At 59.8% G+C, this 26,790-nt stretch carries 21 protein-coding genes; 19 read left to right on the plus strand and 2 right to left on the minus strand.

The window, feature by feature from the left end:
• Window positions 1–135: 135 nt before the first annotated feature.
• Both BFP89_RS14185 and map read right to left on the minus strand, forming a co-directional pair.
• Window positions 136–2,838 carry a [protein-PII] uridylyltransferase gene (locus BFP89_RS14185; protein WP_065886086.1) on the minus strand — a complete coding sequence of 901 codons (2,703 nt, stop codon included), beginning with the start codon at window positions 2,836–2,838 and terminating at the stop codon, window positions 136–138.
• A 63-nt stretch (window positions 2,839–2,901) separates the two neighbouring features.
• Window positions 2,902–3,684, minus strand: coding sequence for a type I methionyl aminopeptidase (gene map / locus BFP89_RS14190; protein WP_057723204.1), 783 nt, complete (start codon window positions 3,682–3,684; stop codon window positions 2,902–2,904).
• Window positions 3,685–4,071: 387 nt separating this feature from the next.
• Between map and rpsB the strand changes: the two genes are divergently transcribed.
• The 19 genes from rpsB to BFP89_RS14285 all read left to right on the plus strand — a co-directional run bounded on the left by rpsB (window position 4,072) and on the right by BFP89_RS14285 (window position 26,788).
• A complete protein-coding gene (gene rpsB, locus BFP89_RS14195) occupies window positions 4,072–4,809 on the plus strand; it encodes a 30S ribosomal protein S2 (protein ID WP_003219330.1) in 738 nt (245 codons plus the stop codon).
• Between the two features lie 204 nt (window positions 4,810–5,013).
• Window positions 5,014–5,877, plus strand: a complete 864-nt coding sequence (gene tsf, locus BFP89_RS14200; RefSeq protein ID WP_065886087.1) for a translation elongation factor Ts — start codon at window positions 5,014–5,016, stop codon at window positions 5,875–5,877.
• 212 nt (window positions 5,878–6,089) lie between these two features.
• On the plus strand, window positions 6,090–6,833 hold the full coding sequence (gene pyrH / locus BFP89_RS14205; protein ID WP_003172271.1) for a UMP kinase: 744 nt from the start codon (window positions 6,090–6,092) through the stop codon (window positions 6,831–6,833).
• Complete coding sequence (frr, locus tag BFP89_RS14210) at window positions 6,830–7,387, plus strand: ribosome recycling factor (protein ID WP_065886088.1); 558 nt, start codon at window positions 6,830–6,832, stop codon at window positions 7,385–7,387. The genes pyrH and frr overlap by 4 nt, the downstream gene beginning before the upstream one ends.
• A 17-nt stretch (window positions 7,388–7,404) precedes the next feature.
• Entirely contained in the window at window positions 7,405–8,160 is a 756-nt protein-coding gene (uppS, locus tag BFP89_RS14215; RefSeq protein WP_017137143.1) for a polyprenyl diphosphate synthase, read from the plus strand.
• Entirely contained in the window at window positions 8,161–8,967 is an 807-nt protein-coding gene (locus BFP89_RS14220; protein WP_065886089.1) for a phosphatidate cytidylyltransferase, read from the plus strand. It abuts the gene before it with no gap.
• Window positions 8,964–10,169 carry a 1-deoxy-D-xylulose-5-phosphate reductoisomerase gene (gene ispC / locus BFP89_RS14225; protein ID WP_065886090.1) on the plus strand — a complete coding sequence of 402 codons (1,206 nt, stop codon included), beginning with the start codon at window positions 8,964–8,966 and terminating at the stop codon, window positions 10,167–10,169. Before BFP89_RS14220 ends, ispC begins: the two co-directional genes overlap by 4 nt.
• Window positions 10,170–10,207: 38 nt before the next feature.
• Complete coding sequence (gene rseP / locus BFP89_RS14230; RefSeq protein WP_065886091.1) at window positions 10,208–11,560, plus strand: sigma E protease regulator RseP; 1,353 nt, start codon at window positions 10,208–10,210, stop codon at window positions 11,558–11,560.
• A gap of 74 nt (window positions 11,561–11,634) precedes the next feature.
• Complete coding sequence (gene bamA / locus BFP89_RS14235; RefSeq protein ID WP_065886092.1) at window positions 11,635–14,022, plus strand: outer membrane protein assembly factor BamA; 2,388 nt, start codon at window positions 11,635–11,637, stop codon at window positions 14,020–14,022.
• Between the two features lie 45 nt (window positions 14,023–14,067).
• A complete protein-coding gene (locus BFP89_RS14240; protein ID WP_003189173.1) occupies window positions 14,068–14,571 on the plus strand; it encodes an OmpH family outer membrane protein in 504 nt (167 codons plus the stop codon).
• 3 nt (window positions 14,572–14,574) lie between these two features.
• A complete protein-coding gene (gene lpxD, locus BFP89_RS14245) occupies window positions 14,575–15,630 on the plus strand; it encodes a UDP-3-O-(3-hydroxymyristoyl)glucosamine N-acyltransferase (protein ID WP_065886093.1) in 1,056 nt (351 codons plus the stop codon).
• A gap of 111 nt (window positions 15,631–15,741) precedes the next feature.
• Window positions 15,742–16,182, plus strand: a complete 441-nt coding sequence (gene fabZ, locus BFP89_RS14250) for a 3-hydroxyacyl-ACP dehydratase FabZ (RefSeq protein ID WP_003172281.1) — start codon at window positions 15,742–15,744, stop codon at window positions 16,180–16,182.
• Window positions 16,179–16,955: an acyl-ACP--UDP-N-acetylglucosamine O-acyltransferase gene (gene lpxA / locus BFP89_RS14255; RefSeq protein ID WP_065886094.1), complete on the plus strand. Its 777-nt coding sequence runs from the start codon at window positions 16,179–16,181 to the stop codon at window positions 16,953–16,955. The genes fabZ and lpxA overlap by 4 nt, the downstream gene beginning before the upstream one ends.
• A gap of 2 nt (window positions 16,956–16,957) precedes the next feature.
• Complete coding sequence (gene lpxB / locus BFP89_RS14260; RefSeq protein WP_065886095.1) at window positions 16,958–18,097, plus strand: lipid-A-disaccharide synthase; 1,140 nt, start codon at window positions 16,958–16,960, stop codon at window positions 18,095–18,097.
• Window positions 18,094–18,726: a ribonuclease HII gene (rnhB, locus tag BFP89_RS14265; RefSeq protein WP_065886096.1), complete on the plus strand. Its 633-nt coding sequence runs from the start codon at window positions 18,094–18,096 to the stop codon at window positions 18,724–18,726. Before lpxB ends, rnhB begins: the two co-directional genes overlap by 4 nt.
• A gap of 77 nt (window positions 18,727–18,803) precedes the next feature.
• Window positions 18,804–22,325, plus strand: a complete 3,522-nt coding sequence (dnaE, locus tag BFP89_RS14270) for a DNA polymerase III subunit alpha (RefSeq protein WP_065886097.1) — start codon at window positions 18,804–18,806, stop codon at window positions 22,323–22,325.
• 128 nt (window positions 22,326–22,453) lie between these two features.
• Window positions 22,454–23,401, plus strand: coding sequence for an acetyl-CoA carboxylase carboxyltransferase subunit alpha (locus BFP89_RS14275; protein ID WP_065886098.1), 948 nt, complete (start codon window positions 22,454–22,456; stop codon window positions 23,399–23,401).
• Window positions 23,402–23,563: 162 nt separating this feature from the next.
• Entirely contained in the window at window positions 23,564–24,883 is a 1,320-nt protein-coding gene (gene tilS, locus BFP89_RS14280; protein ID WP_065886099.1) for a tRNA lysidine(34) synthetase TilS, read from the plus strand.
• A 273-nt stretch (window positions 24,884–25,156) separates the two neighbouring features.
• The gene (locus tag BFP89_RS14285; RefSeq protein ID WP_065886100.1) at window positions 25,157–26,788 is read left to right on the plus strand and encodes a CTP synthase; all 1,632 of its coding nucleotides are present in this window, start codon (window positions 25,157–25,159) and stop codon (window positions 26,786–26,788) included.
• Window positions 26,789–26,790: the final 2 nt, after the last annotated feature.

A 26,790-nucleotide genomic window follows, 5' to 3' on the forward strand; every position in this document is an offset into this window, starting at 1 on the left:
AGTCTCGTCAAATTCAGTTGCCGGCGAAAATTAAATGTGGGAGGGGGCTTGCTCCCGATTGCGGTGTGTCAGTCAGCTGATTGTTATCTGATCCACTGCTATCGGGAGCAAGCCCCCTCCCACAGAAGCCGGTGCTCACAGGGTCAAGCGTGTCAGCTCGACGCTTGGTTCCTGGGTCACGCTCAATTGTTCTACGATCGCCTCCTGCAAGCGGCGGCACAGCTCAGGGTCGGACAGCGGCTGGTTATCGGCGTCGGTGATGAAGAACACGTCTTCCACGCGCTCGCCGAGGGTCGCGATCTTGGCGTTTTGCAGCGACAGGTCGAACTCCAGGAAAATCCCGCCAATCCGTGCCAGCAGGCCCGGGCGATCCGGCGCGCTGAGCTCCAGCAAGGTGACCGGGCGCTGGGCGTCGTTGGAAATAGTCACCTGGGGTGCAAAGGCAAAGTGCTTGAGCTGGCGCGGTACGCGGCGCTGGATGATGGTTGGATAGTCATCCGGGTTGCGCAGGGCTTCGGTCAGGCCTTCGCGGATCTTCTTCACGCGCAGCGGGTTATCGCCAATCGAGTCGCCATCGGTGTCGAGCACAATATAGGTGTCGAGGGTGAACTGGCTGCTGGAGGTGATCACCCGGGCGTCGTGAATGTTCAGGTTGAGCTGGTCCATGGCCGCCACGGTTACGGCGAAGAAGTCGTGCTGGTCCGGCGCGTAGATGAAGATCTGCGTGCCGCCTTCGAATTCGCGCTGGGTGGTTTCCTTGATCAGTACCAGTGGGCCGCCGTCGGCCGGCTGCTGAAGGATGGCGTCGGTGTGCCAGGCGACGTCGCCGGCGGTGTGGCGCAGGAAGTAATCGTCACCCAGTTGCGACCACAGTTGTTCGACGTCATCCGGGTCGTTGCCGCCGCGCACCAGGATATCCAGCGCCGCGCTTTGGGTGCGGCGGATCTGCTCTTCGCGGTCCACCGGGTTTTCCAGGCCGCGGCGCAGGGCGCGCTTGGTCTCGGTATACAGCTGGCGCAGCAGGCTGGCGCGCCAGGAATTCCAGAGCGTGGGGTTGGTGGCGTTGATGTCGGAAACGGTCAGCACGTAAAGGTAGTCGAGGTGGGTCTCATCGCCCACGATCTGCGCGAAGTCGTGAATGACTTGCGGGTCGGACAAGTCCTTGCGCTGGGCCGTGGTCGACATGACCAGGTGGTTCTGCACCAGCCAGACGATCAGGCGGCTGTCCCACACCGGCAACTGGTGGCGCTGGCAGAACGCTTCGGCATCGACCGCGCCGATCTCCGAGTGATCGCCATGTCGACCTTTGCCGATGTCGTGGTAGAGGCCGGCCAGGTAAATCAGTTCCGGCTTGGGCAGCTTGGCCATGAGCTTGCTGGCCAGCGGGAATTTCTCTGACACCTGGGTGTACTGCAACTTACGCAAATGCTTGATCAGGTTCAGCGTGTGCGCGTCCACGGTGTAGATGTGGAACAGGTCATGCTGCATCTGCCCGACGATAAAGCCGAACTCCGGCAGGTAGCGTCCGAGGATGCCGTAGCGGTTCATCCGCCGCAGGTTGCGGTGGATGCCGATCTTGCACTTGAACAGTTCGATAAACAGGCTGGTGTTGCGGATGTCGTGACGAAACGCGTCGTCGATCAGATGACGGTTTTCCCGCAGCAGGCGGATGGTGTCGGCGCGCACGCCTTTGATTTCCGGCTGCTGGGCCATCAACACGAAGATTTCCAGCATGGCGAACGGCGTGCGGCGGAACACGTTGTCGTTGCGCGCCTCGATATAGCCATCATGCAGCTGGAAGCGTGCGTTGATCGGCTGCGGCGGCGCTTCGTCTTCGGGCGCCAGGATCACTTCTTCGAAGTGCTGGATGATCAGGTCGCTGAGCTGGGCGATGCTCATCACCACCCGGTAATACTGCTGCATGAAGCTTTCGATGCTGGTCTTCGCATCTTCGCCTTCAAAACCCAGCAGGGTGGCGATGGAGCGCTGATGGTCGAACAGCAGGCGGTCCTCGGAGCGCCCGGCAAGCATGTGCAGAGCGTAGCGCACCTTCCACAGGAACTCCTGGGACGAGGCCAGCAGGGTGTTTTCGCTCTCCACCAGAAAACCCTCGCCGGCCAGGGCGCGCAGGTTCAGGGTGCCGTACTGACGACGGGCCACCCACAAAATCGTCTGGATATCGCGCAGCCCGCCCGGCGAACCCTTGACGTTGGGTTCCAGGTTGTATTCGGTGTCGTTGTATTTGTGGTGCCGTGCCTTTTGCTCGGCGCGCTTGGCCAGGAAAAACTCCTTGCTTGGCCACATGTGCGCGGTGCTGGTGACTTCGAGCATGCGCTGGCGCAGGCGCTCGGGGCCACAGATGGTGCGGCTTTCCATCAGGTTGGTGACAACCGTCAAGTCGGCGCGGGCCTCTTCGGCGCACTCTTCGACCGAGCGCACGCTCTGGCCGACTTCCAGGCCGATGTCCCACAACAGAGTCAGAAAACGCTCGATGGAATCGCGAAACATCTCATGGTCGGCGCTGTCCAGCAGGATCAGCAGGTCGATGTCGGAGTAGGGGTGCAGCTCGCCGCGCCCGTAGCCGCCGACCGCCACCAGGGCGATATCCGCATCGGTACTCCAGTCGAACTGTTCCCAGGCTTTTTGCAGGATATTATCGACGAACCAGGCACGGTCCTCGATCAGCCGGCGTATGTCGCGGCCACTGCGAAAGCGCGCATCGAGCACGTCGCGCGCCTGGCGGATCGCCTTCTTGAACGCAGCGATGGGGCTTGCCTTCAACGCCAGTTCGGCCTGGAACTGGCCACGGTCGAAGAGTTCTGGATCCACCTGGGGCATCGATCGGCTTTCCTTTCTATCTGTCAGTCAGTCATTACACCGTTGGGAAAACCTGCCCGGCCTTTACGCCGATACGCGTGGAATCGTGTCATCGGCGCGCAGGGTAAAGATCTCGTAGCCGGTCTCGGTGACCAGCAGGGTGTGTTCCCACTGCGCCGAGAGCTTGCGGTCCTTGGTGATGGCGGTCCAGCCGTCGCCCAGCACCTTGGTATCGGCCTTGCCCTGGTTGATCATCGGCTCGATGGTAAAGGTCATGCCGGCCTTGAGTTCCATGCCGGTGCCGGCGCGGCCGTAGTGCAGGATCTGCGGTTCTTCGTGAAAAACGGTGCCGATGCCGTGGCCGCAGAACTCGCGTACCACCGAGAAACCGTTCTTTTCGGCGTGCTTCTGGATCACTTCGCCGATATCGCCCAGGCGGCAGCCAGGCTTGACGATCTCGATGGCCTTGTACATGCATTCCTGGGTCACCTGGGACAGGCGCTCGGCCCACGGCGCCACGGTGCCGACATGGAACATGCGGCTGGTGTCGCCGAAGTAACGGTCCTTGATCACAGTGACGTCGATGTTCAGGGTGTCGCCATCCTTGAGCGGCTTGTCACCCGGAATCCCGTGGCAGACCACGTGGTTGACCGAGGTGCAGATCGACTTGGGGAAGCCCTTGTAGTTCAGCGGCGCCGGGATGGCGCCTTGCACGTTGACTATATAGTCGTGGCAGATCTGGTTCAGTGCTTCGGTGGTGACGCCGGGCTTGACGTGCTCGGCGATCATTTCCAGCACGTCGGCAGCCAGTTTTCCGGCAATGCGCATGCCGGCGATGTCTTCGGCGGTTTTCAAACTCACGGTCATACAGGCTCTCTCTAGCGCAATACGCTGAAATCAATTCGGTTGACGGGCGTGCGACAAAAGGTTGCGGAATTCGCACAAGCCACAAAAAACGCGATTCTAACAGACGATGGCGTCAAATCATGAGCCTCTGATGATCGCTTCTCTCTATAAGGTAGGGGTAGGTCGGCTCTATTCAAGGGGTTACGTGAGCGCGTCGCGCGGCAAACGTGAATGCGTGTTCCGTTTTTGCCGATGCTGTGGTATAAAATGCGCCGCTTTCCGGGGATACCCCGCAGAGCTTAAATCCACACACGTGTCGACACGATGACCTGGGTGCCGGAGGCCTTGAAGCCGCTGGTTGGTCATTGGGATACGTGGAGGCCAAACCCGACTTATTAAGGAACTATCATGTCCCAAGTCAACATGCGCGATATGCTGAAGGCCGGTGTGCACTTCGGTCACCAGACCCGTTACTGGAACCCGAAAATGGGTAAGTACATTTTCGGCGCACGTAACAAGATCCACATTATCAACCTTGAAAAAACCCTGCCAATGTTCAACGAAGCGCTGACCTTCGTAGAGCGCCTGGCTCAGGGCAAAAACAAGATTCTGTTCGTCGGTACCAAGCGTTCCGCCGGCAAGATCGTTGCTGAAGAAGCAGCACGTTGCGGTTCGCCGTACGTCGATCACCGCTGGTTGGGCGGCATGCTGACCAACTTCAAGACCATCCGTGCTTCCATCAAGCGTCTGCGTGACCTTGAAGTGCAAGCCGAAGACGGTACTTTCGCCAAGCTGACCAAGAAAGAGGCGCTGATGCGCACTCGCGACCTGGAAAAGCTCGATCGTTCCCTGGGTGGTATCAAGGACATGGGCGGTCTGCCTGACGCACTGTTCGTTATCGACGTTGATCACGAGCGCATCGCGATCACCGAAGCCAACAAGCTGGGCATCCCGGTTATCGGCGTAGTCGATACCAACAGCAGCCCGGAAGGCGTTGACTACATCATCCCAGGCAACGATGACGCAATCCGCGCTATCCAGCTGTACATGGGTTCGATGGCTGACGCTGTAATCCGTGGTCGCAACCACGTTGCTGGTGGTACCGAGCAGTTCGTTGAAGAAGCTCCGGTAGCTGCCGCTGAGTAACTGACGCCCTGGCGTTGACTCAGTAAGCAAAAAGGGGGCTTGGCCCCCTTTTTGCCACCTCGAAAACCGTTTGTCGGCGCCCACTTGTGGCAGCGCAACATTGCAACTGTAACGTGCAGCGGCCTACAACGGTGGTTCGGGAAGAATTGATCCCCCGTTCGATCGGGTGGAATGGTTGAAAACCTATCCAAGAGGAATTTGAAAATGGCAGCAATTACTGCAGCGTTGGTTAAAGAACTGCGTGAGCGTACCGGCGAAGGCATGATGGATTGCAAGAAAGCGCTGGAAAAGGCTGACGGCGACATTGAAAAAGCCATTGATGACATGCGTGCTTCCGGCGCGATCAAGGCTGCCAAGAAAGCAGGCAACGTAGCTGCTGAAGGCGCTATCGCTCTGAAAGAAGACGGCAAATCCGCCGTTCTGCTGGAAGTGAACTCGCAGACCGACTTCCTGGCTCTGCAGGACGACTTCAAGGCATTTGTTGCTGCCAGCGTTGATAAAGCGTTCGCCGACAAGCTGACTGACGTCGCTCCGCTGATCGAAGCTCAGGAAGCTGCACGCCTGGTACTGGTTGGCAAGGTTGGCGAAAACGTCAACATCCGTCGCCTGACCCGTGTGGAAGGTGATGTTGTCGGCGGTTACCTGCACGGCAACAAAATCGGTGTAGCGGTTGTTCTGAAAGGCGGCGACGTTGAGCTGGCTAAAGACATCGCCATGCACGTTGCTGCAAGCAACCCTGAGTTCCTGCTGCCTTCGGAAGTGTCTGCCGAAGCGATCGAGCGTGAAAAAGCTGTGTTCCTGCAGCTGAACGAAGAAAAAATCAAAGGCAAGCCGGAAAACATTGTTGAAAATATGGTCAAGGGCCGTATCAGCAAGTTCCTGGCTGAAGCAAGCCTGGTTGAACAGGCGTTCGTCAAGAACCCTGAAATCAAGGTGGGCGAACTGGCCAAGAAAGCCGGTGCTGAAATCGTTTCCTTCACCTACTTCAAAGTAGGCGACGGCATCGAGAAGCCGGTCGACAACTTCGCTGAAGAAGTTGCTGCCCAGCTGGCTGCCGCCAAGCAATAAGACAGTTTTCAACTGTCGCCCGAAAGAGGCTGCCCGCTCACGCGCGCAGCCTCTTTTCAAATGGGAAAGCTAATTTTATTTGGCTTCCCCTCGGAACTGGCTTACAAAGCCGTGTTCCGATGGCGCTGTGATAGCGTCCAGCTAGAGTGAACGCAAGCCGTAAACGGCTCGCCAAGAATTTTTTAGAACATACGCCGCAGGAGAGATTCGCAATGGCTCAGCAGGGCAGTGGTTATCAGGCTCGCTATAAACGCATTCTACTCAAGCTCAGCGGCGAGGCCCTGATGGGCTCGGAAGAGTTCGGGATCGACCCCAAGGTGCTTGACCGCATGGCGCTCGAAGTCGGCCAATTGGTCGGTATCGGTGTTCAGGTGGGCCTGGTGATCGGCGGTGGCAACCTGTTCCGCGGTGCGGCACTGAGTGCTGCCGGCATGGATCGGGTCACTGGCGACCACATGGGCATGCTGGCCACTGTGATGAACGCCCTGGCCATGCGCGACGCCCTGGAGCGCGCCAACATCTCGGCCATCGTGATGTCGGCGATTTCCATGGTCGGCGTGACCGATCACTATGATCGCCGCAAAGCCATGCGCCACCTGAACGCCAAGGAAGTGGTGATTTTTGCCGCAGGCACCGGCAACCCGTTCTTTACCACCGATTCGGCCGCGTGCCTGCGCGCTATCGAAATCGACGCCGACGTGGTGCTGAAGGCGACCAAGGTGGATGGCGTATACACTGCAGATCCATTCAAAGACCCGCATGCCGAGAAGTTCGATCATCTGACCTACGATGAAGTGCTGGATCGCAAGCTGGGTGTGATGGACCTGACGGCTATCTGCCTGTGCCGCGACCACAAGATGCCGCTGCGCGTATTTAACATGAACAAGCCCGGCGCCCTGCTGAATATCGTACACGGCGGCGCGGAAGGGACTCTGATCGAGGAAGGCCAACAATGATCAACGAAATCAAGAAAGACGCTCAAGAGCGTATGCACAAATCCCTGGAGTCTCTGAACCATGCGTTCGGCCAGATTCGTACCGGCAAGGCGCACCCGAGCATCCTGGGCAGCGTGATGGTGCCGTACTACGGCACGGACACGTCCATCACCCAGGTGGCCAACATCACCGTAAAAGACTCGCGCACCCTGCAAGTCGTCGCCTTCGAGCGCAACATGCTCGGTGCTGTCGACAAAGCCATCCAGAGCGCCGGCCTGAACCTCAACCCGACCAACCTGGGCGAGTTGCTGCTGATTTCCATGCCTGCCCTGACCGAAGAAACCCGCAAGGGCTTCACCAAGCAGGCGCGCAGCGCGGCTGAAGATGCACGCGTGGCTGTGCGCAATATCCGTCGCGATGCCTTGGGTGATCTGAAGAAGCTGGTCAAGGACAAGGAAATCAGCGAAGACGAAGAGCGTCGCGCCGTCGCCGATATCGATAAGCTGACCAAGGATGCGGAGGCCCAGATCACCAAGGCCACCGAGGAAAAAGAAAAGGACCTGATGGCCGTATAAGGGGTCAGGACGCCTTCATGGAAAAGACCAAGCAGACTGTGCCCTCTGTGGTGCCGCGCCATGTCGCGATCATCATGGATGGGAATAATCGCTGGGCGAAGAAACGCTTTATGCCGGGTGTTGCCGGGCATAAAGCGGGTGTCGATGCGGTGCGCGCTGTCATCGAGGTGTGTGCCGAAGCCAAGGTTGAAGTGCTGACGCTGTTTGCCTTTTCCAGTGAGAACTGGCAACGGCCCGCCGAAGAGGTCAGCGCCTTGATGGACCTGTTCTTCAAGGCGCTGCGTCGCGAGGCCAAGCGCCTCAATGACAACAACATCAGCCTGCGCATCATTGGTGATCGCTCCCGCTTTCACCCGGAGCTGCAGGCGGCCATGCGTGAAGCCGAGGCCATCACTGCCGGCAGCAATCGTTTTGTGCTGCAGATCGCAGCCAATTACGGCGGCCAGTGGGACATTGCCCAGGCTGCGCAGCGACTGGCCCGCGAAGTGCAGGCCGGTCATCTGCGGCCCGACGACATTACGCCCGAACTGTTGCAAACCTGCCTGGTGACCGGCGACCTGCCGTTGCCGGACTTGTGCATTCGTACCGGTGGTGAGCACCGCATCAGCAATTTCCTGCTGTGGCAGCTGGCCTATACCGAGCTGTACTTCTCCGACCTGTTCTGGCCGGACTTCAAACACGATGCCATGCGCAATGCGCTGGCCGATTTCGCTTCCCGTCAGCGTCGCTTCGGTAAAACGAGCGAGCAGATCGAAGCTGGAGCCCGGGTTTAAATGCTTAAACAACGAATCATCACGGCACTGATCCTGCTGCCGATTGCCTTGTGCGGTTTTTTCCTGCTTGAAGGTTCCGGTTTTGCGCTGTTCATCGGCCTGGTCGTTACCCTCGGTGCATGGGAGTGGGCGCGTCTGGCGGGGTTCAGCGACCAATTGCCACGTATCGCGTACGCCGCCATCGTCGCGCTGTTGCTGTTCCTGATGTACATCCTGCCCGATATCGCGCCCTGGGTGCTGGGGGCGGCGGTACTGTGGTGGGCCACGGCGACATTCCTGGTGCTCACCTATCCACGGACCAGCGGCCAGTGGTCCAGTGTCGCGTGCAAGCTGGTAATTGGTTTGCTGATCCTGCTGCCGGCCTGGCAAGGGCTGGTGGAGATCAAGCGTTTCCCCAACGGCAACGAATTGATCCTGGCCGTCATGGTGCTGGTCTGGGGCGCTGACATCGGCGCCTACTTTTCCGGCCGTGCCTTTGGCAAGCGCAAGCTGGCGCCGGCCGTCAGCCCGGGCAAGAGCTGGGAAGGCGTATACGGCGGTCTGGCCTTTACGCTGCTGATTGCGTTGGTGGTCGGTGTGCTGCGTGACTGGTCGGTGAAGCAGATCTTCCTGGCCTTGCTGGGCACTGCCGTGGTCGTATTCATTTCGGTGGTGGGCGACCTCACCGAAAGCATGTTCAAGCGTCAGGCCGGGATCAAGGACAGCAGTAACTTGTTGCCGGGTCACGGTGGCGTGCTGGACCGTATCGATAGTCTCACTGCTGCGTTGCCGATCTTTGCCGTGTTGCTGTGGATGATCGCTTCGTGAGCCGCCTGCAACAGGTCACGGTGCTGGGCGCGACGGGCTCGGTCGGGCTGAGCAGCCTGGATGTCATCGCCCGTCATCCTGATCGCTATCAAGTGTTCGCCCTGACTGGCTTCACGCGTATCAGCGAGCTGCTGGCGCTGTGCGTGCGCCACTCGCCGCGTTTTGCGGTGGTGCCGCAGGCGGCGGCCGCGCGTGGCCTGCAGGATGATCTGCGCGCGGCCGGCCTTGCCACCCAGGTGTTGGTGGGTGAGGAAGGGCTGTGCCAGGTGTCGGCGGATGCCGAAGTGGATACCGTGGTGGCGGCAATAGTCGGGGCGGCAGGTTTGCGCCCCACGCTGGCCGCAGTCGATGCGGGCAAAAAGATCCTGCTGGCCAATAAAGAAGCCCTGGTCATGTCCGGTGCGCTCTTCATGCAGGCCGTGCGCAAGAGCGGGGCGGTCCTGTTGCCCCTCGACAGCGAGCACAACGCGATCTTCCAGTGCATGCCCGTCGATTTTGCCCGTGGCTTGAGCCAGGTGGGTGTGCGCCGGATTTTGCTCACCGCTTCCGGTGGCCCCTTCCGGCAAACGCCGCTGGATGAGCTGGAGTATGTATCGCCGGACCAGGCGTGTGCGCATCCGAATTGGTCCATGGGGCGCAAAATCTCCGTGGATTCGGCAAGCATGATGAACAAGGGGCTGGAGCTGATCGAGGCGTGCTGGTTGTTCGATGCGCGGCCTGACCAGGTGGAAGTGGTAATTCACCCACAAAGTGTGATTCATTCCCTGGTCGATTACGTGGACGGCTCGGTGCTGGCGCAATTGGGTAACCCCGATATGCGCACGCCGATCGCCAATGCCCTGGCGTGGCCGGAACGGATTGACTCCGGTGTGGCGCCGTTGGACCTGTTTGCGATTGCGCGCCTGGATTTCCAGGCGCCGGACGAGCAGCGTTTCCCGTGCCTGCGTCTGGCCCGGCAAGCGGCCGAGGCGGGTAACAGCGCGCCAGCCATGCTTAATGCAGCCAATGAAGTGGCCGTGGCGGCGTTTCTCGAACGGCGCATCCGCTTTCCGCAGATCGCGAGTATCATCGAGGACGTCCTGAATCTTGAGCCCGTAGTGGCTGTGAATGATCTGGGAGCCGTGTTCGAGGCGGATACCAAGGCCCGGGCCCTGGCCGAGCAATGGCTGGACCGCAACGCGCGTCAGGCTGTGGGCGGGTGAGCGCCTTCAGGCATCGGATTGAAATGCGGAGAAATTAGATGAGTGCGCTCTACATGATTGTCGGCACCCTGGTTGCTCTGGGTGTGCTGGTTACCTTCCACGAATTCGGCCACTTCTGGGTGGCGCGTCGTTGCGGCGTCAAGGTACTGCGCTTTTCCGTCGGTTTCGGCATGCCGCTGGTTCGCTGGCATGATCGTCGTGGCACCGAGTTCGTGATCGCAGCCATCCCGTTGGGTGGCTACGTGAAGATGCTCGACGAGCGAGAAGGCGAAGTGCCTGCGGATCAGTTGGACCAATCCTTCAACCGCAAGACCGTTCGTCAGCGTATCGCCATCGTGGCCGCCGGGCCGATTGCCAACTTCCTGTTGGCGATGGTGTTCTTCTGGGTGCTCGCCATGATGGGCAGCCAGCAGGTGCGCCCGGTCATCGGCGCGGTGGAGTCAGGCAGTATTGCGGCCAAGGCCGGGCTGGTGGCAGGGCAGGAAATTGTTTCCATTGATGGCGAGCCCACCACCGGTTGGGGCGCGGTCAATTTGCAATTGGTGCGTCGACTGGGCGAGAGCGGTACCGTCAATGTGGTCGTACGCGAGCAGGACTCCAGCGCCGAAAGCCCGCGTGAGCTGGCTTTGGACCGTTGGCTTCAAAGTGCTGACGAGCCGGATCCGATCAAATCCCTGGGCATTCGTCCCTGGCGTCCGGCGCTGCCGCCGGTACTGGCCGAGCTGGACCCGAAAGGCCCGGCCCAGGCTGCTGGCCTTAAAACCGGCGATCGGCTGTTGGCCCTTGATGGCCAGGCACTGGGTGACTGGCAGCAAGTGGTCGATCTGGTGCGTGTACGTCCTGATACGAAAATTGTGCTGAAAGTTGAGCGTGAAGGTGCTCAAATCGACGTCCCCGTGACCTTGTCGGTTCGTGGGGAGGCCAAGGCCGCCGGGGGTTACCTGGGTGCCGGGGTCAAAGGTGTCGATTGGCCGCCATCGATGGTGAGAGAGGTCAGCTTCGGGCCGTTGGCCGCGATTGGCGAGGGTGCCAGGCGCACTTGGACCATGAGCGTGCTGACCCTCGAATCCCTCAAGAAAATGTTGTTCGGCGAGCTCTCGGTAAAAAACTTGAGTGGACCGATAACCATTGCTAAAGTGGCGGGCGCTTCTGCCCAGTCGGGTGTCGCGGATTTCCTGAATTTCCTGGCTTATCTGAGTATCAGCCTTGGAGTTCTGAATTTGCTGCCCATTCCTGTATTGGATGGGGGGCATCTGCTGTTTTATCTGGTCGAGTGGGTGCGTGGTCGCCCCTTGTCGGATCGGGTGCAGGGTTGGGGGATACAGATCGGTATCAGTTTGGTGGTCGGAGTGATGTTGTTAGCTCTGGTCAACGATCTGGGACGACTGTAACGCTTCGCTGAATTGCGAATCTGCCGCATTTTGCGGCAGTTTGTTTATTGCCAGTTGGAATAAGAAAGGACTTCATGAAACGTCTGCTGCTAACTGCGGTTCTCACCGTATTGATGATCGCCGAAGTTCACGCCGAGTCCTTCACCATCTCCGATATTCGCGTCAACGGCCTCCAGCGGGTTTCCGCGGGTAGCGTCTTTGGTGCCTTGCCGTTGAACGTCGGGGAACAGGCTGATGATCGTCGCCTGGTGGAATCCACTCGTGCGCTGTTCAAAACCGGGTTCTTTCAAGATATCCAACTGGGTCGCGAAGGCAATGTCCTGGTCATCACCGTCGTCGAGCGGCCTTCGGTCGCGAGTATCACGATCGAGGGCAACAAGGCCATCTCCACTGAAGACCTGATGAAAGGGTTGAAGCAGTCGGGCCTGGCCGAGGGCGAGATCTTCCAGCGCGCCACCCTTGAAGGTGTGCGTAACGAACTGCAACGCCAGTACGTTGCCCAGGGCCGCTACTCGGCGAGCGTGGACACGGAAGTGATTCCGCAGCCGCGTAACCGGGTAGGCCTGAAGGTCAACATCAACGAAGGCACCGTGGCGGCCATCCAGCACATCAACGTGGTGGGCAACACCAAGTTCGCTGATGAAGACCTGATCGGCCTGTTCGAACTCAAGACCACCAACTGGTTGTCATTCTTCAAGAATGATGACAAGTACGCCCGTGAGAAATTGTCCGGCGACCTGGAACGCCTGCGCTCCTACTACCTGGACCGTGGCTACATCAATATGGACATCGCTTCGACCCAGGTGTCCATCACCCCGGACAAGAAGCACGTCTACATCACTGTCAACGTCAACGAAGGCGAGAAGTACAAGGTTCGTGACGTCAAGCTCAGCGGTGACCTGAAAGTACCTGAAGACCAGGTCAAGTCCCTGTTGCTGGTCCAGAAGGACCAGGTGTTTTCGCGCAAGCTGATGACCACCACGTCCGAGCTGATCACCCGTCGCCTGGGTAACGAAGGCTACACCTTCGCCAACGTCAACGGCGTGCCGACCCCGAACGATGAAGACCACACCGTGGACATCACGTTCGTCGTCGATCCGGGCAAGCGTGCCTATGTCAACCGCATCAACTTCCGTGGCAATACCAAGTCCTCGGACGAAGTGCTGCGTCGTGAAATGCGCCAGATGGAAGGTGGCTGGGCGTCGACTTACCTGATCGACCAATCCAAGACCCGACTCGAACGCCTGGGCTTCTTCAAGGAAGTCAACGTTGAAACCCCGGCCGTACCGGGTGTGGATGACCAGGTTGACGTGAACTACGCCGTTGAAGAACAAGCCTCGGGCTCGATCACCGCCAGCGTCGGTTTCGCACAGAGTGCCGGTTTGATCCTGGGCGGTTCCATCACCCAGAACAACTTCCTCGGTACCGGTAACCGTGTCTCCATCGGCCTGACCCGAAGCGAATACCAGAGCCGATACAACTTCGGCTATACCGACCCCTACTGGACTGCAGACGGTGTGAGCCTGGGCTACAACGCCTTCTATCGCACCACCGACTACAAAGACCTCGACGTTGACGTTGCAAGCTACGCGATCGACAGCCTCGGCGCCGGTGTGAACGTGGGTTACCCGATCAGCGAGACCTCGCGTCTCACCTTCGGCCTGACCGCGCAGCAGGATGAGATCAAGACCGGTGTGTACACCGTGGATGAGATTTTCGACTTCACCCGCCGTGAAGGCGACAAGTTCCTGAACTTCAAGGCGTCTGCCGGCTGGTCCGAGTCGACCCTGAACAAAGGTGTACTGGCAACCCGTGGCCATTCCCAGAGCCTGACCGCGGAAGTCACCACGCCGGGCAGCGACCTGTCGTTCTTCAAGCTCGATTATCGCGGCCAGTTGTTCCAGCCGTTGAGCGACAACTACACCATGCGCCTGCACACCGAACTGGGTTATGGCGACGGTTATGGTTCGACCGATGGCTTGCCGTTCTATGAAAACTACTACGCGGGTGGCTTCAACTCGGTACGTGGCTTCAAGGACAGCACCCTGGGTCCTCGTGGTACGCCGAGCCGTGGCGAGGCCTTTACGGGTAACCAGGGCACGCGAGTGGACTCCGACAACAAGCCGCTGCCATTCGGCGGTAACGTGCTGATCCAGGGCGGTGCGGAAATTCTGTTCCCGCTGCCATTCGTGAAAGATCAGCGTTCCCTGCGTACTTCGGTCTTCTGGGATGTGGGTAACGTGTTCGACTCCAAATGTGAACAGATCACCAACCCGAACGGTTCGCGGTCCAACACCCAGTGCAACGACGTGAGTCTCAGCAATCTGGCGAGCTCCGTGGGTGTGGGTGTGACCTGGGTGACTGCGCTGGGCCCATTGAGCTTTGCTCTGGCCATGCCGATCAAGAAACCGGATAACGCTGAAACCCAGATTTTCCAATTCTCCCTTGGCCAGACGTTCTAAGCGTCTGACCTAAGATAACGACAACGGATTCTGTAGGAGTACATCGTGCGTAAGTTGACTCAATTGGTCCTGCTGGCCACTGTGCTGGTAACCACCCCGGCCTTCGCCGAAATGAAAATTGCCGTGCTGAACTATCAGATGGCCCTTCTGGAATCTGATGCGGCCAAGCGTTACGCCGTGGATGCCGAGAAGAAATTCGGTCCGCAACTGACCAAGCTCAAAACCCTGGAAAGCAGCGCCAAGGGCATCCAGGACCGTCTGGTTGCCGGTGGCGACAAGATGCAGCAAGGCGAGCGCGAACGTCTGGAGCTTGAGTTCAAGCAAAAGGCCCGTGACTACCAGTTCCAGTCCAAGGAGCTGAACGAAGCCAAGGCGGTTGCCGACCGCGAAATGCTCAAGCAGCTCAAGCCCAAGCTCGACAGCGCCGTGGAAGAAGTCATCAAGAAGGGTGCCTTTGACCTGGTGTTCGAACGTGGCGCCGTGATTGACGTCAAGCCTCAATACGACATCACCCGCCAGGTGATCGAGCGCATGAACCAGCTGAAGTAAACCATGACTGCGACTATCAAGCTCGGCGAGTTGGCCGAGTTCCTGGGGGCCACCTTGCGTGGCTCCAAGGAGAAGGAAATCACTGGGCTAGCCACCTTGCAGGAGGCTGGCCCAGCTCAGTTGAGCTTCCTTGCAAACCCCAAATACCGTAAATACCTGGTCGATAGCCAGGCAGCCGCCGTGTTGCTGACGGCAGCCGATGCTGAAGGGTTTACGGGGGACGCGCTGGTGGTGGCCGACACTTACCTGGCGTATGCCAAGGTGTCGCACCTGTTCGACCCGAAACCTAAAGCCAGTGCCGGCATTCACTCGTCTGCGGTCATCGCCGACGATGCCCAGGTTGATCCTGCGGCCAGCATTGGCGCATTTGCAGTGATCGAGAGCGGCGCGCGCATTGGCGCAGGTGTGACGATCGGTGCGCATTGCTTTATCGGTGCGCGTTGTGAAATCGGTGTCGATGGCTGGCTGGCTCCCCGTGTGACCCTCTACCACGATGTGCGTATCGGTAAGAGAGTGGTCATTCAGTCGGGCGCTGTGATCGGAGGGGAAGGTTTTGGTTTTGCCAACTCCAAAGGTATTTGGCACAAGGTTGCTCAAGTCGGCGGTGTATTGATCGGCGACGACGTGGAAATCGGTGTGAACACTGCTGTTGATCGCGGGGCCTTGGCCGACACCGTGATTGGCAATGGCGTGAAGCTCGACAACCAGATCCAGATCGCCCACAACGTGCAGATTGGCGACCACACCGCCATGGCGGCCTGCGTGGGGATATCCGGCAGCACCAGGATCGGCAAGCATTGCATGCTCGCTGGTGGCGTAGGGCTGGTGGGGCATATTGATATTTGCGACAACGTCTATATCACCGGCATGACCATGGTCACTCACTCGATTACCGAGCCAGGGTCTTATTCATCCGGTACCGCCATGCAGCCAGCAGCTGAATGGCGCAAGAGTGCGGCGCGTCTGAGACAGCTCGACGACATGGCTCGACGTCTCAAACAGCTGGAAAAGCGTGTTGGGGACGTGACCCCTGGCGGTGATGCTTCATCAGAAGGCTGATACCATTTCCATATCAAGTGTGCACAGCCGATAGACTGCCTCCTTGATTTGCTAGCGGGGCGTGCTTTTAGTCCGCCTGCCCCCAATCTTTATTACAGGCTTCCCCCCGAAATGATGGACATCAACGAGATTCGCGAATACCTGCCTCACCGTTATCCGTTCCTGCTGGTGGATCGTGTAGTGGACCTCAATGTTGAGGAAAAGCGCATTCGTGCCTACAAGAATGTCAGCATCAACGAACCGTTTTTCAATGGTCACTTTCCTGCGCATCCCATCATGCCGGGCGTGTTGATCATCGAAGCAATGGCCCAGGCTGCCGGTATCCTTGGTTTCAAAATGCTTGACCTCAAGCCTGCCGACGGCACGCTTTACTATTTCGTGGGTTCCGACAAGTTGCGTTTCCGCAATCCGGTCACTCCGGGTGACCAGTTGATCCTGGAAGCCAAGTTCATCAGCTGCAAGCGCCAGATCTGGAAGTTCGAATGCCAGGCTTCGGTGGATGGCAAGCCGGTGTGCTCTGCCGAGATCATCTGTGCGGAACGCAAACTATGAGTTTGATTGACCCTCGCGCAATCATCGATCCGTCGGCCGTACTGGCCGCCGACGTTGAGGTCGGCCCCTGGTCGATCGTCGGCGCAGGTGTGGAAATCGGCGAGGGGACTGTCATCGGGCCACACGTGATCCTCAAGGGTCCGACCCGCATTGGCAAACACAATCGCATCTACCAGTTTTCCTCGGTAGGCGAAGACACCCCGGACATGAAGTACAAGGGTGAAGAAACACGGCTGGTCATCGGTGACCACAACATCATCCGTGAAGGCGTGACCATTCACCGCGGCACCGTGCAGGACCGTGCCGAGACCACGCTGGGTGATCACAACCTGGTGATGGCCTATGCGCATATCGGCCACGACAGCGTGATTGGCAACCATTGCATCCTGGTCAATAACACTGCGTTGGCCGGGCATGTGCATGTGGATGACTGGGCAATCCTGTCCGGTTTCACCCTGGTGCATCAATACTGCCATATCGGCGCCCACAGCTTTTCCGGCATGGGCACCGCCATCGGCAAGGATGTCCCTGCATTCGTCACGGTGTTCGGCAACCCTGCCGAAGCGCGCAGCATGAATTTCGAAGGCATGCGCCGTCGCGGTTTCAGCGACGACGCAATCCAGGCCCTGCGCCGCGCCTACAAGACGGTTTACCGTCAAGGGCTGACGGTTGAGCAGGCCTTGATCGAACTGACCGAGCCGGCAGCGTCGTTCCCGGAAGTCGCGGTGTTTCGTGACTCGATCCAGGCGTCGACTCGCGGCATTACCCGCTGATCATGGCCAAGTTGCGTATCGCATTGGTCGCCGGGGAAGCTTCCGGCGATATTCTCGGCGCCGGCCTGATGCGGGCGCTGAAAGTTCGGCACCCGGCCATCGAGTTTATCGGCGTCGGCGGCCCCTTGATGCAGGCCGAAGGCCTCACTTCCTACTTTCCGATGGAGCGCCTGTCGGTCATGGGGTTGGTCGAAGTGCTGGGGCGCCTGCGTGAATTGCTCGCGCGGCGCAAGCTGCTGATCCAGACGCTGATCGACGAAAGGCCCGACGTCTTTATCGGTATCGATGCCCCGGACTTCACCCTCAACATTGAACTCAAGCTGCGCCAGGCCGGGATCAAGACCGTGCACTATGTCAGCCCGTCCGTATGGGCGTGGCGGCAAAAGCGTGTGCTCAAGATTCGCGAAGGCTGCGACTTGATGCTGACCCTGCTGCCGTTCGAGGCCAGATTCTACGAAGAGAAGGGCGTGCCGGTGCGGTTCGTCGGCCATACCCTGGCCGATGCCATTCCTTTGCAGGCTGACCGTTACGCGGCGCGTACTGAACTGGGGCTGGTCGCCGGCCCGCTGGTCGCACTGATGCCGGGTAGCCGGGGGGGCGAGGTCGGACGACTGGGCAGCCTGTTTTTTGATGCCGCCGAACGTCTGCAGGCACTCAAGCCCGGCGTTCGTTTTGTGCTGCCGTGCGCCAGCCCGCAGCGTCGCGCGCAAATTGAAACACTGCTGCAAGGGCGCAACCTGCCGCTGACCCTGCTCGACGGTCAGTCCCATCTGGCCCTGGCCGCTTGCGACGCCGTATTGATCGCGTCGGGTACCGCGACCCTGGAAGCCCTGCTGTACAAGCGTCCGATGGTCGTGGCCTATCGCCTGGCGCCGCTGACTTTCTGGATTCTCAAACGGATGGTCAAGAGCCCGTATATTTCATTGCCCAATCTGCTGGCCCAACGGTTGCTGGTGCCGGAGTTGTTGCAGGACGATGCTACGCCCGAAGCGCTGGCGCAAACTCTACTACCCTTGATTGATGGCGGCGAAGAGCAGACCCGTGGTTTCGACGCTATTCACCGCACCTTGCGCCGTGATGCCTCGAACCAGGCGGCGGATGCCGTGCTGGAGCTGATCGGCCATAAACAGGAAGCCTTATGAGCACGCAGATGGGCCTGGATTTCAGCCTGGTGGCACAAGCCCACGAACTGGTGGCGGGTGTCGACGAAGTCGGACGCGGCCCGTTGTGCGGTGCGGTCGTAACGGCGGCGGTGATCCTCGACCCGAACCGTCCGATCCTAGGCCTTAATGACTCGAAAAAACTCACTGAAGCCCGTCGTGAAAAACTCTATGACGAAATCTGTGAAAAGGCCTTGAGTTGGCATATCGCCCGGGCGGAAGTCGAAGAAATCGACGAGTTGAACATCCTGCACGCCACCCTGCTTGCCATGCAGCGTGCGGTTGAAGGGCTGCATATCACGCCCAGGCTGGCGATGATTGACGGTAACCGTTGCCCCAAACTGACGATGCGCGCCGAGGCCGTGGTCCAGGGCGACAGCAAGGTGCCGGCGATTGCGGCGGCGTCGATTCTGGCCAAGGTCAGCCGCGACCGTGAAATGGCGGCTTTCGATCTGGTTTACCCGGGCTACGGCATGGGCGGCCATAAAGGCTACCCGACGCCCGTTCATCTGGAAGCCCTGGCGCGACTCGGTCCTACGCCGATCCACCGCCGCTCGTTTGCCCCGGTGCGCCAGGCTTATGAGCTGCGCGAGAGCCTCAGCGAGGTGTAGTCGCGAGGCTGATGTTTTGCTCCAGGCCCGGTACAATCCCGGGCCTTGTCGTTTCCAAGTTATTGCACAGGATCACTATGCCGGCTTCATTCGTTCATCTACGCCTGCACACTGAATACTCCCTGGTCGACGGCCTGGTACGGATCAAGCCGCTGGTCAAGACCCTGGTGGGCATGAACATGCCGGCGGTGGCGGTTACCGACCAGAACAACATGTGCTCCCTGGTCAAGTTCTACAAAAACGCCATGGGCGCAGGTATCAAGCCGATCTGCGGCGCCGACCTGTGGCTGTCCAACAAGGACCCGGATAATCCCCTGAGCCGCATCAGCCTGCTGGCGATGAACGGCGTGGGTTATCGCAACCTGACCGAGCTGATTTCCCGTGGCTTTATCGAGGGTCAGCGCAATGGCTCGATCATTATCGAGCGTGAGTGGGTGGCCGAAGCCAGCGAAGGCGTGATCATGCTCTCGGCCGCCAAGGAGGGCGAGATCGGTATCGCGCTGCTGGGTGGCAATCCGCAGGAAGCCGAAGTGCTGGCCCGCGAATGGATGCAGGTTTTCCCTGACCGCTTCTACCTCGAAGTGCAACGCACCAATCGTCCCAACGATGAAGAGCATCTGCACGCCGCCGTGGCCCTGGCCGACAAGCTGGGCGCGCCGCTGGTGGCGACCAACGATGTGCGCTTTATCAAGAAGGAAGATTTCGAAGCCCACGAAACGCGCGTGTGCATCGGCGAAGGCCGCGCCCTGGATGACCCGCGCCGCTCGAAGAACTACAGCGAAGAGCAGTACCTCAAAAGCGCCGAGGAAATGGCCGAACTGTTCAGCGACTTGCCCGAGGCCCTGGAAAACTCGGTCGAAATCGCCAAGCGCTGCAACATCGAAGTGAAGCTGGGCAAGCACTTTTTGCCCAACTTCCCGATTCCCGATGGCATGACCATTGATGAGTACTTCCGCAAAGTGTCGTTCGACGGCCTTGAGGATCGCCTGCGCGTCCTGTTGCCCAAAGACACTACTGAAGACTACGAAGCCAAGCGCCAGGTCTACGTCGACCGGTTGAATTTCGAGCTGGATATCATTATCCAGATGGGGTTCCCCGGTTACTTCCTGATCGTGATGGACTTTATCCAGTGGGCCAAGAACAACGGCGTACCGGTAGGTCCGGGCCGGGGGTCAGGTGCGGGCTCCTTGGTGGCCTACGTGCAGAAGATCACCGACCTTGACCCGTTGGAATATGACCTGCTGTTCGAACGCTTCCTGAACCCGGAACGGGTTTCCATGCCCGACTTCGACGTCGACTTCTGCATGGACGGTCGCGATCGGGTGATCGAATACGTGGCCGAGAAGTACGGCCGCAATGCGGTGAGTCAGATCATCACTTTCGGTTCCATGGCCGCCAAGGCGGTAATCCGCGACGTGGCCCGGGTGCAGGGCAAGTCCTACGGCCTGGCCGACCGCCTGTCGAAGATGATCCCGTTCGAAGTCGGCATGACCCTGGAAAAAGCCTACGAGCAGGAAGAAATCCTGCGCGACTTCATCAAGGTCGATGAAGAAGCCGCCGAAATCTGGGACATGGCGCGCAAGCTTGAAGGCGTGGTGCGTAACGTCGGTAAGCACGCCGGCGGCGTGGTGATCGCGCCGACCAAGCTGACTGACTTCTCGCCGATCTACTGCGACGAAGAAGGTGACGGCCTGGTTACCCAGTTCGACAAGGATGACGTGGAGGCGGCCGGCCTGGTGAAGTTCGACTTCCTCGGCCTGCGCACCCTGACGATCATCGACTGGGCGCTCAAGACCATCAACCGCGACCGCGCCAAGGTGGGCGAGGAGCCGCTGGATATCGCGTTCATCCCGCTGGATGACAAACCGACCTACAGCCTGCTGCAAAAAGCCGAAACCACGGCAGTGTTCCAGCTTGAATCACGGGGCATGAAGGAGCTGATCAAAAAGCTCAAGCCCGACTGCCTGGAAGACTTGATCGCACTGGTGGCCCTGTTCCGTCCGGGGCCGTTGCAGTCCGGCATGGTGGATGACTTCATCAACCGTAAGCACGGCCGCGCCGAACTGGCGTACCCGCATTCGGACTATCAGTACGAGGGTCTCAAGCCGGTACTGGCGCCGACCTACGGCATCATCCTGTATCAGGAACAGGTGATGCAGATTGCCCAGGTCATGGCGGGCTACACCCTCGGCGGCGCGGACATGTTGCGTCGCGCCATGGGTAAAAAGAAACCCGAGGAAATGGCCAAGCAGCGCGGCGGTTTCATCGAGGGGTGCGCCACCAACAATATTGACGCTGACCTGGCGGGTAACATCTTCGACCTGGTGGAGAAGTTCGCCGGTTACGGCTTCAACAAATCCCACTCCGCCGCCTATGGCCTGGTGTCGTACCAGACCGCCTGGCTGAAAGCCCACTATCCGGCGCCGTTCATGGCGGCGGTACTCTCGGCGGATATGCACAACACCGACAAGGTCGTGACCTTGATCGAGGAAGTGCGCACCATGAAGCTGCGCCTCGACGCGCCGGACGTGAACGCCTCGGAGTTCAAGTTCACGGTGAACGACGAAGGCCGCATCATTTATGGCCTCGGCGCGATCAAGGGGGTCGGTGAAGGCCCGGTGGAAGCCATCACCGAAGCGCGCCAGGACGGGCCTTTCAAGGACCTGTTCGACTTCTGCGCGCGGGTCGACCTCAAGCGCATCAACAAGCGTACCCTCGACGGCCTGATCCGCAGCGGCGCGCTGGACCGTCTTGGCCCGTACTTCCATGACGAACCGAAGGCTTACCAGGCCAATATCGACCGCAATCGCGCGGTGTTGCTCACCGCCATGGAAGAAGCGATCAAGGCTGCCGAACAGACCGCCCGTACCCATGACAGCGGCCACGCCGACCTGTTTGGCGGGTTGTTCGTCGAAGAAGACGCGGATGTGTATGCCAATCACCGCAAGGCCAAGGATCTGACCCTCAAGGAACGTCTCAAGGGCGAGAAAGACACCTTGGGCCTGTACCTCACCGGTCACCCGATTGACGAGTATGAAGGCGAGATTCGCCGTTTCGCCCGCCAGCGCATCATCGACCTGAAACCGGCGCGCGATACCCAGACCGTCGCCGGCATGATCATCGCCCTGCGCGTGATGAAAAATAAGAAGGGCGACAAGATGGGCTTCATCACCCTCGATGACCGCTCGGGCCGGATCGAAGCCTCGCTGTTTGCCGACGCGTTCCACTCCGCCCAGTCGCTGCTGCAGACCGACGCCATGGTGGTGGTGGAAGGGGAGGTCAGCAACGACGACTTCTCCGGTGGCCTGCGCCTGCGCATCAAGCGCGTGATGAGCATGGAAGATGCACGCACAAACCTGGCCGAAAGCCTGCGCCTGAAGGTCAAGACCGAGGCACTCAAGGGCGATCAGCTACGCTGGTTGGGTGACCTGCTCAAGCGTCACCGTGGCGCGTGCCCGGTGACCATGGAGTACACCGGCAATGACGCCAAGGCCATGCTGCAGTTTGGCGAGACCTGGCGAATTGATCCGGCTGACGGCTTGATTCAAGCTTTGCGTGACCAGTTCGGGCGAGACAACGTCTTCCTCCAATACCGTTGACGGTCAGCACCCCTGACCTCGGCTGAACATTTAATCTCGACCTAACCGCGCCTCTCCCTTAAGGTAGGGCGCGAATAGACAACCGGCTGGCCAGGCACCCCTTGGCCGTCGACCCAAGACGGACGCTTATGAACCCGAATTTTCTTGATTTCGAACAGCCGATCGCTGACCTGCAAGCCAAGATCGAAGAGCTGCGCCTGGTCGGCAACGATAATTCGCTGAATATCGGCGATGAGATCGCCCGCCTGCAAGACAAGAGCAGTACGCTCACCGAAGACATCTTCGGCAAGCTGACCAGCTGGCAGATCGCGCGCCTGGCCCGCCACCCGCGCCGTCCGTACACCCTGGACTACATTCAGCACATTTTCACCGAATTCGACGAGCTGCATGGCGACCGCCACTTCTCGGACGACGCGGCCATCGTGGGCGGTATCGCTCGCCTGGATGACCAGCCGGTGATGGTGATCGGTCATCAGAAAGGCCGTGAAGTGCGCGAAAAAGTGCGTCGCAACTTCGGCATGCCGCGTCCGGAAGGCTACCGCAAGGCGTGCCGCCTGATGGAAATGGCCGAGCGCTTCAAGATGCCGATCCTGACGTTCATCGACACGCCGGGTGCCTACCCTGGGATCGACGCCGAAGAGCGCAACCAGAGCGAGGCGATTGCCTGGAACCTGCGCGTCATGGCGCGCCTGAAAACCCCGATCATCGCGACTGTGATCGGTGAAGGCGGTTCCGGCGGTGCACTGGCCATTGGCGTCTGCGACCAGCTGAACATGCTGCAATATTCGACCTACGCGGTGATTTCGCCGGAAGGTTGCGCCTCGATCCTGTGGAAAACCGCCGAAAAGGCGCCGGACGCTGCTGAAGCCATGGGCATCACTGCTGATCGCCTCAAAGGCCTGGGCATCGTGGACAAAGTGATCGCCGAGCCACTGGGCGGCGCACACCGTGACCCGGCTGCCGCTGCCGCTACCATCCGCGCCGAACTGGGCGCGCAACTGGCAATGCTCAAGAAGTTCGATAACGAAGCGCTGCTGGCCCGTCGTTATGAGCGCCTGATGAGCTACGGCCTCTAAGCCGACGCCGTCACTTAATGTGGGAGGGGGCTTGCCCCCGATTGCCGAGTATCAGTCACTGTATCTGGTGACTGACACACCGCTATCGGGAGCAAGCCCCCTCCCACATTTGCTTTGTGTATGCTTGACGGACGTATTTCAGATTTGCGGCGGTAACCTGTGATGAAATCAATCCTGCCGGCCCGACTTCTGGAAACCCTGGCCCCCTGGCGCAATGCCCCGGCCTGGCATATCGCGTTCTCTGGTGGGCTCGATTCCACCGTGCTGCTGCATCTTCTGGCCACCCTGGCAAAGTCCGAAACATTACCGCCCCTCTGCGCCGTGCATGTTCATCATGGTTTGCAAGCGGCCGCCGAGGCGTGGCCCGCTCATTGCCAGTCGGTCTGCGACAGCCTGGGCGTGCGCTTGCGCATCCTGCGCGTGCAGGTACAACCCGGCGCCAGCCTTGAACGCGCGGCTCGTGACGCACGTTATCTGGCCTTCGCCGGGGTGATCGGGGCGGGGGAGGTGCTGCTCACCGGCCAGCATCGCGACGATCAGGCCGAAACCCTGTTGTTCCGCCTGCTGCGCGGAGCGGGCGTGCGCGGGCTTGCCGCAATGCCTGCGCATCGTACGTTGGCGGCGGGGCATCTGGTGCGGCCGCTGCTGGAGGTGGCCCGCGGCGAGCTGCAAGCCTACGCCCACCAACATCACTTGAAGTGGATCGAAGACCCTTCGAACGCTGATCCACGCTTCTCGCGCAATTACCTGCGCCATCATGTCTTTCCGTTGCTCACGCAGCGCTGGCCCCAGGCAGTCTCAAGTCTGGCCCGCACTGCCGAACACCTCAACGAAGCCCAGGGGCTGCTCGATGAACTGGCGCACATGGACCTGAACGCCGCCGATCGGCCTTCAGCGTTGCCCTGGTTGCTTTTGCCATCCTTGGCCCTGGCGCCCTTGCGCGAGCTTTCCGACGCCCGCCAGCGCAACGCCCTGCGTCACTGGCTGAACCCACTGACCTGCCTGCCCGACAGCGACCACTGGGCCGGCTGGTGTTCCCTGCGCGATGCCAGGGGCGATGCACAGCCCGTTTGGCGCCTGGCCGACGGCGAGTTACACCGTTGCGGCGAGCGCATCTGGTGGTTGCCTTCTATTTGGTCGGAATTCTCCGACGCATCGGTAAGCTGGCCCGATCCGCGAAATCCACTGGAGTTACCCGGCAATGGTCAACTCCGATTTGTCGGCGAGGCACCTTCAGGTTCTTTGGTGATCCGTTATCGGCAGGGCGGCGAAGTCATCGACGTGCCGGGGCGAGGTCGTCGCGACCTCAAGCGCCTGCTCAACGAAAGTGGCGTGCCCGGCTTTGTCCGTGGCAGATTGCCGCTGGTCTACCGGGGTGAGCAATTGCTGGCTGTCCCAACCATTGCGGGGCCATGGGCCGGCGCGGCAGATCACGGGCAATTACATTGGTTGCCGCAGACCTGCGATCAAGGTTTGAGCTGATAGCGCCTTTCCGGTAGACTACGCTCCCTTCTTGATACAACTTCTGTGGATTCGCCTGAATCGCAGCAGTTGCCGATTACCAAGCAGTCTTTGCTGGGCGATTCCAAAAAATGTGTAGCGATCAACGTACCGGTGTTCCATTGCTGGTCTGTCACAACGCGGCGGTTTTTTTGAAAGGTGCACTGTGATTAATGCAGGTGATCGGGGGCTTCGGCCTCTCTTCGCTTTCCCCGGCGGCTCGGACCGCTTTAACGCAGACTTCTAGGGTTTTTCATGACGCGCTACATATTCGTCACGGGCGGTGTTGTTTCTTCATTGGGGAAAGGCATTGCCTCCGCTTCATTGGCGGCCATCCTGGAGGCGCGGGGGCTTAAAGTCACCATGCTCAAGCTGGACCCGTACATCAACGTCGACCCGGGCACCATGAGCCCGTTCCAGCACGGTGAAGTGTTCGTCACCCATGACGGCGCCGAGACCGACCTGGACCTGGGCCACTACGAGCGGTTCATCCGCACGACCATGACCCAGAACAACAACTTCACCACCGGCCGCGTCTACGAGCACGTGCTGCGCAAGGAGCGCCGTGGTGACTACCTGGGTGCAACCATCCAGGTGATCCCGCACATCACCGACGAAATCAAGCGCCGCATCATCAAGGGCGCGGGCGATGCCGACGTGGCGATGGTCGAGATCGGTGGCACCGTGGGTGACATCGAATCCCAACCGTTCCTCGAAGCCATCCGCCAGTTGCGTTTCGAAGTCGGCGCCAAGCGCGCAATGCTGATGCACCTGACATTGGTGCCCTACATCGCGACTGCCGGCGAAACCAAAACCAAGCCTACCCAGCACTCGGTCAAGGAGCTGCGTTCCATCGGCCTGCAGCCGGACGTGCTGGTATGCCGCTCCGATCACCCGATCGATATTTCCTCGCGTCGCAAGATCGCGCAATTCACCAACGTTGAAGAACGTGCGGTGATTGCCCTGGAAGACGCCGACACCATCTACAAGATCCCGGGCATCCTGCATTCGCAAGGCCTGGACGATTTTGTGGTCGAGCGTTTCGGCCTGCAATGCAATGGCGCGGACCTGTCCGAGTGGGAAGCGGTGGTCGATGCCAAGCTCAACCCTGAGCACGAAGTCACCATCGCCATGGTCGGCAAGTACATGGAACTGCTGGACGCGTACAAGTCGCTGATCGAAGCGATGAGTCACGCCGGCATCAGCAACCGTACCAAGGTCAACCTGCGCTACATCGATTCCGAAGACATCGAGAACCAGGGCACCGCGCTGCTTGAGGGCGTGGACGCGATCCTGGTTCCCGGCGGTTTCGGCCTGCGTGGCGTGGAAGGCAAGATCACTGCCGTGCAATACGCTCGCGAGAACAAGGTGCCTTACCTCGGGATCTGCCTGGGCATGCAAGTGGCCGTTATCGAGTTCGCCCGTAACGTGATGGGCTGGAAAGACGCCAACTCCACCGAGTTCGATCACACCAGCGGCCATCCGGTCGTGGGCCTGATCACCGAGTGGGAAGACGCCACCGGCGCCGTCGAAACCCGTACCGAAAGCTCCGACCTGGGCGGCACCATGCGCCTTGGTGCGCAGGATTGCCTGCTGGAGCCGGGTTCGCTGGTTCACGATTGCTACGGCAAGGACGTGATCGTCGAGCGTCACCGTCATCGCTACGAAGTGAACAACAACCTGCTGCCGCAAATCAAAGAGGCCGGCCTGAAAATCTCCGGTCGCTCCGGCGATGGCGCGTTGGTTGAAGTGGTCGAGGCGCCGGATCACCCGTGGTTCGTGGCCTGCCAGTTCCACCCTGAGTTCACCTCGACGCCGCGCGACGGTCATCCGTTGTTCAGCGGTTTCGTCAAAGCTGCACTGACGCAACATCAGAAGAAGGCATAACC

This window comes from Pseudomonas sp. 31 R 17, from assembly GCF_900004915.1.
In the GTDB taxonomy this organism is placed as follows: Bacteria; Pseudomonadota; Gammaproteobacteria; order Pseudomonadales; family Pseudomonadaceae; genus Aquipseudomonas; species Aquipseudomonas orientalis_A.